Annotated in this window: 6 protein-coding genes; 5 read left to right on the plus strand and 1 reads right to left on the minus strand. The window is 59.7% G+C overall.

Annotated elements, in window-relative coordinates; genetic code table 11:
- Window positions 1–183 precede the first annotated feature (183 nt).
- The gene (locus ACIREA_RS26420; RefSeq protein ID WP_397385318.1) at window positions 184–900 is read right to left on the minus strand and encodes a Fe-Mn family superoxide dismutase; all 717 of its coding nucleotides are present in this window, start codon (window positions 898–900) and stop codon (window positions 184–186) included.
- A 107-nt stretch (window positions 901–1,007) separates the two neighbouring features.
- Between ACIREA_RS26420 and ACIREA_RS26425 the strand changes: the two genes are divergently transcribed.
- The 5 genes from ACIREA_RS26425 to rpmA all read left to right on the plus strand — a co-directional run.
- Window positions 1,008–2,078 (plus strand): OmpA family protein, encoded by a 1,071-nt coding sequence (locus ACIREA_RS26425; RefSeq protein ID WP_397385319.1) that lies wholly within the window; start codon window positions 1,008–1,010, stop codon window positions 2,076–2,078.
- Between the two features lie 28 nt (window positions 2,079–2,106).
- Window positions 2,107–3,585 (plus strand): hypothetical protein, encoded by a 1,479-nt coding sequence (locus ACIREA_RS26430; protein WP_397385320.1) that lies wholly within the window; start codon window positions 2,107–2,109, stop codon window positions 3,583–3,585.
- A 16-nt stretch (window positions 3,586–3,601) separates the two neighbouring features.
- A complete protein-coding gene (locus ACIREA_RS26435; protein ID WP_397385321.1) occupies window positions 3,602–4,408 on the plus strand; it encodes an HAD family hydrolase in 807 nt (268 codons plus the stop codon).
- 109 nt (window positions 4,409–4,517) lie between these two features.
- Window positions 4,518–4,832, plus strand: a complete 315-nt coding sequence (gene rplU, locus ACIREA_RS26440) for a 50S ribosomal protein L21 (RefSeq protein WP_397385322.1) — start codon at window positions 4,518–4,520, stop codon at window positions 4,830–4,832.
- Window positions 4,833–4,852: 20 nt separating this feature from the next.
- Window positions 4,853–5,119 (plus strand): 50S ribosomal protein L27 (gene rpmA, locus ACIREA_RS26445; RefSeq protein ID WP_397385323.1); only part of this gene is annotated, 267 nt, incomplete at its 3' end.

A 5,119-nucleotide genomic window follows, 5' to 3' on the forward strand; every position in this document is an offset into this window, starting at 1 on the left:
ACGACGAGCTTCAAATCGTGTTTGTGCGAGTGTTCCTGCGCCCAGCTGACGATGAATTCCTCGGCATCGTGATCCAGATCACGCTCATGGAACGGGGAGGGGTCCAAGGAGTTGAACAACTGGTTCAACTCCGTGAGATTGACCTCGATGAGTTCGGTCATGAGCGTGATGCGGTTGAGACGCTCACGCCTTTGCTGCAGCGTAGCCTTTGGCCACTTCCGCCCAGTTCACGACGTTCCACCACGCGGCGATGTAGTCGGGGCGCTTGTTTTGATACTTGAGGTAGTAGGCGTGCTCCCAGACATCCAGGCCGAGGATCGGGGTGCCAAGATCGGCGGCATCGACGATGCCCTTCATGAGCGGATTGTCCTGATTGGGCGTGGAGGTGATCTTGAGCTTGCCGTCCTTGGTGACGATGAGCCAGGCCCAGCCGGAGCCGAAACGCTTCACTCCGGCCTCGCCGAAGAGTTTTTTGAAGTCGTCGATGCTGGTGAAGGTGCTCTGGATCGCTTCACCGAGTTTGCCTTCGGGGCCGGTCGGGCCGCTGCCAGCCGGGGCCATCCATTTCCAGAACCAGGTGTGGTTCACGTGGCCGCCGCCGTTGTTGCGGATGGCCATCTGGGAGGCTTCGGGCAGAGATTTGATGTCGGAGACCAGGTCGATGGCGTCCGTTTTGCTGATGTTCGCCGCCTTGAGTGCATCGCCGAGCTTGGTGATGTAGGCGGTGTGGTGCTTGCCGAAGTGGATGTTCATCGTCAGGGCGTCGATGTGGGGTTCCAGGGCTTCAGGAGCGTAGGGCAGGGGAGCCTGGGTGAGTTCCAGCGCATGGCTGCTGGTGGGGACAATGAGCGAGCCTGCGAGGGCGGCGGTGCTGGTGGTGAGGAAGTGGCGGCGGTTCATGGTGTTGGGGTGTGGGTGAGCTTCCAGAATACGAATTCAGAGGGGGCGATGTCACGGCGAAAGTGCCGCGTGCAATCTTTTGTCACCGTGGTAGTTTGGCATTTGTCATGGCCGCAGTCACCCATCCCCCCGAATGGACCACTCCGCAGTCCTCTTTTCGTTCTCGCGACGATTGGAGCCTGAAATGGTGGGTGATGTTCGCGCTCATCCTCTCCGTGGTGTTTCACATGATGCTCGTGGTCGGCTTTGACACGCTGGGCATCTCGAATGTGACACCCACCAAGCCGCGCGAAGTGCCGGAGCGTGTGCGCATCAGCGAGCAGGTGCTGAAAGACCAGCAGGCCATCCAGGAGATCCCAGAAATCATCGCTCCCGGCAACGTGCCAGACATGAAGGCTTTTGAGCCGAAATTGGATGATTTCGACAAGCTGCAGGAACTGCCGAAGAATCAGGAGATCGACCTCACGCCGAATGTGAAGGAGATCACCAATTTCATCCGCGCCAACGATCCGGGAGACGGTGCGCCCGGCACATCCAAAGGCGTTGATATGGCGAAGCTGCTCGCCCCAGCGGCCATGGACGGGCCGGACATCGCCGCAGAGATGGCCAGCGTGCGCCGGGATGTCTTGTCCAAACCCATCTCAGAAAAACAAATGCTGCTGGATGCAGGAGCCGCAGACCCAGGCGAGGGGGGCAAGATGGACAGCGGCCTCCTTGACGCTGTCAAAAGCCAGAGCACGACGGCCGCTTCAGGCGCACGCGTTAAGGGCTTCAGCAACCTCGATGATCTGCTTGGTGGCGGCGGCAAGATGGGAGGCAGTACGGCCCCGATTCTGATGCCTACCGACCTGCTGTTTGAGTATGGCAGCGACCAGCTCGCCGAGGCGGCACGCCTCAGCCTGATGAAGCTGGGTTTCCTCATTCAAAAAAACCCGGATTCGCTCTTCATCATCGAAGGCCACACCGACAGCTTCGGCGGTGAGGACTACAATCTCGAGCTCAGCATTCGCCGTGCGACTGCGGTGGTGAGCTGGCTGCGTGAATCGCTTGGACTCGGAACCGACCGCATTCAGGCCGTGGGCATGGGCAAGTCGAAGCCGATCGTCAGCGTCGCTGGCACGGTGGAGCAGCAGGGCATGAACCGCCGCGTGGAAATCAAGGTGCGGCCGAAAAAGTAACCCCTTTCACGCCAACCCCGCAGTCCGCATGTCGGTAAAGTCCGTGTATCTGCAGTTAACGAAACTATGGCTGCGCGGCGGCCGCTGGGTGGTGATGTTCGCGTGTCTGATCTTTTTTGCCTGGTGCTACATGCGGGCCTTTCAGCGGCAGGGGATCACCCGTTCAGATCCCCTTCCAGAGCATGAGCGGATGTATCTGAATGCCGCCATCGAAACGCGGAAGGATCTGACGCCGGATTTCTCCAAAAGCGTTTCCCAGCCGCTGAACGACTGGCTGCCGCACCGCACGGATGGTGTGGTGCGCCCCATCTGGCCCTGGCTGGCCGCATGGAATGTCGGGGCAGAGCAGCCCCTGTCATCCGGCCCCTTGAGCAATGAGGATCAGCGTGTGCTTGGGTCCAGCAAGTGCTGGCTCATGGGGCTGAGCCTGGGCTTTTTGATGATGCTCGGACTGGCGGCGGCACGGGCGTTTTCAGTGCCAGCGGCGTTGCTCACGATTTTGACCATCGGCTTTGGTGTGCTGCTGCCTTCCACCGCTGAGTTTTCACCGGATGTGCTTTTTCAGCTGCTGTTTCTGCTCACCTGGGTTTGCTGTGTTGCGGCGTTGAAACGCAATTCCCTCTGGCTTTACGGTTTGATAGGCCTGTTCTCGGCCTTGGCGAATCTGACACTGCCCACCACCACCACGCTGGTGCTCGTCTTCATCGCCGTGAGCACGCTGCGCTGGCTGTGGGGCTGGGTCCTGGCCCACTTGCCGCATGAAGGTGGAACGTCGCTCTGGGTGTGGCGCAATCACTGGCTGGGCATGGTCCTGCTGGTGGCCTGCCATCTGATCACGGTAGGCCCCATGATGGCGTATTCGAAGGAGAAACTGGCAGACGCCACACCCTTTCACTGGCGGTGGTTCGAAAATGAAACCGCCATGCAGCAGTGGACGGCGGTGCATCGGACACGCGAAGCTTTGCAGGCTGTGCCCGCAGGAGAAATGCCCAGCTTTGCGAACTACCTCGCAACGCATTCGCCCAAGGCGAGGCAGGAGCGCTTTTGGCAAGGCGGGCTGAAAATGATGGCGGCGGTGCTGCAGTTCCCTTGGAGCTTTGATTCGCTGCCGCATGAACGCGGGGTTTTTGTGATCGTTCTGGCCAGTATTCTGTGCCTTCTGCTGTTGATCATCGCGTTCGTGGCACCGCGTGCGGCACATGCCGGGCAGGCCTTGCATCCTGAAACAGCGCCGCTGGCTTTGTTCAGCATTGTGGCTTTCGCGGCCTGCACGCTTGATTTCGGCTGGGACATGCCGGTGCTGACCTGGGGAAAACGTCATCTGGCCTTGTATCCGCCACTGGTGCTCAGCCTGCTCTGGGCCAGCGAGGCCTTGGTGCATCGTGCACGCCGGCGCAACATGCGGCTGCCAGTCTTCGTGATCTATGAAACGGTGCTGTGGGCGCTCTGCATTCTGGCCTTCTGGCGAGTGATCGCGGTCTTGCAGCCGGGCTCATTCGCGGCATGAATGCGCGCCCCTCTTCATGGCTGCCCCCAAACATCGTTTCATTCTCTGCTTCGACTTCGATGGCACTCTCATCCATCCCGAGAGAGATCCCGTGTTTCATCCAGGACTCGGGCAGATGATTCAACTGCTGCGCGAACAGGGCGCGGCGTGGGTGATCAATACGGGCCGCGGCTTGAGCCAGACCATCGAGGGGCTAGCGCAGCATGGCATCTACATGGAGCCGGATTTCATCATCGCGCAGGAGAGTGACATTTATAAGCCGGGCTTCTTCAGCCGCTGGACGGACTACGGTTCCTGGAACCGGCTGGCGCGGCGTGCACAGGAGCGGTTTGCCAAAGACCATCAGGCATCCCTTCAAGACATCCGCCGCATGGTGGAGACACAGACCCAGGCCTCGTTCATCACCGGTGGTGACGGTGAGATGGGCATTGTGGGCACCAGCGACTACGAACTCGACGGCATTTGTGCTTACATCGATACGCACGCACGGCAGTTCCCGGACATTGGCTACCATCGCAACGGCATCTACCTGCGCTTCTCGCACAGCGGCTACAGCAAAGGCACCGCGCTCAGCGAACTGGCGCGCCTGCTCGGACTGGATGCCTCGGTGTGCTTTGCCGCCGGTGACAATTTCAATGACCTCAGCATGCTGGATCCACGCCATGCCCGCATGATCGCCTGCCCAGGAAATGCGGTGGAGCCGGTGAAACAGATCGTCCATTCACGCGGTGGATTCATCGCCACACGCTTCGCCAGCGAGGGCATGATGGAGGCGCTGACACATTTTTTTGGCAATTCCCCGCCTCCAGCGCCCTTATTTTAACAATTCTAAAGCTTTCGAGGGAAGTTTTCCCTTGCCGAATGGGTTGAGGTGTGGAAATCTCTGCGCCCCTCGTCCCAAAATGACGGGGCAACTCTTACTTTTTCAGGTTATGGCATACGCAATCATCAAAACAGGCGGCAAGCAGTACAAAGTCTCCGTGGGCGACAAGTTCGACGTGGAGAAACTCGAAGCTGCAGAAGGCGACACCGCGACCTTCGATCAAGTGCTCGCCGCCGGCGAAGGCAGCAGCATCACCGTGGGCGCTCCGACCCTGGCAGGCGCCAGCGTCTCCGCCAAGGTGATCAAGCAGCACAAGGCTGACAAGGCCACCACCTTCAAGTTCCGCAAGCGCAAGGGCTTCCACAAGACCCGTGGTCACCGCCAGCCGCTGACCCTCGTGCAGATCACCGCCATCAACGCTTAATCCCTTAATACTCACTTCTTATGGCCCATAAAAAAGGACAAGGTTCCGTCAAAAACGGTCGCGACAGCCAGAGCAAGCGTCTTGGCGTCAAGAAATTCGGCGGCGAAGCCGTCATCGGTGGCAACATCATCCTCCGCCAGCGTGGCACGAAGTGGGTTCCAGGCCGCAACGTCGGTCTTGGCCGTGACCACACCATCTTCGCTCTCGTGGCTGGCCGAGTCCTTTTCGACAAGGATGGCCGTCGTGTGAATGTCGAGCCTGTTGCTGCTGAGCCAGCCGCTGCCCTC

Source organism: Prosthecobacter sp. (assembly GCF_044373815.1).
GTDB lineage: Bacteria > Verrucomicrobiota > Verrucomicrobiia > Verrucomicrobiales > Verrucomicrobiaceae > Prosthecobacter.